Here is a 955-nt window from a genome sequence, read left to right as displayed (position 1 = left end):
GCCTTGGAGTGTCGGGCATGGTGGGCGAAGACGTCCCCGTCGGCGACGCGGACCCGCTGGCTGTCACCGACGATGGTGTTGCGATCGGTGTCCTGCCGGATGAGTACCCGGTTGTCGTCGACACCCGCGGCTGCCTTGATGTCGGCGCCGGTCATCTCGTCGGCGATGACGGGGACGTCGATTCCGTTGATACGGATGGTGCGGGCCATCGGTCCCTCCGTTTCTCGTGTGGTCACGAGGTGCAGACGGACGCGGGCGGACTCAGGCGGGGTTCCGTTCTCGGGTGGGTGTTCACCATGGTGTGGCTGCGGTCGCGATCCGGTTGAGCAGTCTCGCGACGAGTTCGGCGCTGAGGCCGGCCGGGCCGTCGGGCGTGACCGTCGCCAGGCCGGTACCGAAGCCGATCAGCAGGACCGCGGTCCATCGGACCAGGTCGCGAACGCGGCAGCGCAGACGCACCCGGCGCCGTGGGGGTCGCGTCCGGTAACGAGGGGACGGGCGTCGTGGATGGCGGGTCTGTCTGCGTCGCGGGGAACGTTGCCGTTGGCGGCGGACCCCCGGTGGGCCGATGGGGAATCGGGATGATCCGGTTCGGGGGGTGCTGGCATCCGGGAGGGGGAGAATAATGGAGTTGTGCGCGTCTGTCATGGGGCCGGGATCGGGGTTGGAGCCCGGGTCGGGGACGGCGACGCCTCGGTTGTCGAACCGGAGTCGCGGCGGGATCACCATCAGCTCTTACTCCCGTGGCATGGTCGCGTGCCTCTACCGGAGGGTCATCGGTACCCGGATACGGACGGACCGGTCCACGGTCCGAAGAGATCATCTACCACAACCTCCGACACGCCGAAGAACCCTGGAGGTTGTGGTGGGAGATCAATATGTATTGTGACCTGGAACGATGCGAGATTTATAGATCATGTCTTCATGATCCTAAGGATCTTCGGATGGAGGTTCT

General features: G+C 65.9%; 2 protein-coding genes. Both read right to left on the bottom strand.

Annotated features, from left to right (window positions below; all coding sequences use genetic code 11):
* On the bottom strand, window positions 1-209 hold a 209-nt coding region (locus U9980_RS19820; protein ID WP_322769286.1), incomplete at its 3' end, for a hypothetical protein.
* A gap of 82 nt (window positions 210-291) precedes the next feature.
* Window positions 292-729: a hypothetical protein gene (locus U9980_RS19815; RefSeq protein ID WP_322769285.1), complete on the bottom strand. Its 438-nt coding sequence runs from the start codon at window positions 727-729 to the stop codon at window positions 292-294.
* Window positions 730-955 lie beyond the last annotated feature (226 nt).

It is taken from the genome of Protofrankia sp. Cr1 (assembly GCF_963555865.1).
Classification (GTDB): domain Bacteria; phylum Actinomycetota; class Actinomycetes; order Frankiales; family Frankiaceae; genus Protofrankia.
Note: the sequence above shows the minus strand (reverse complement) of the source record. Positions and strands in the feature narration are given on the sequence as shown.

Coding starts and splice junctions, on each gene's coding strand:
- U9980_RS19815 (WP_322769285.1), bottom strand. CDS start 729: ATGGTGATCCCGCCGCGACTCCGGTTCGACAACCGAGGCGTCGCCGTC.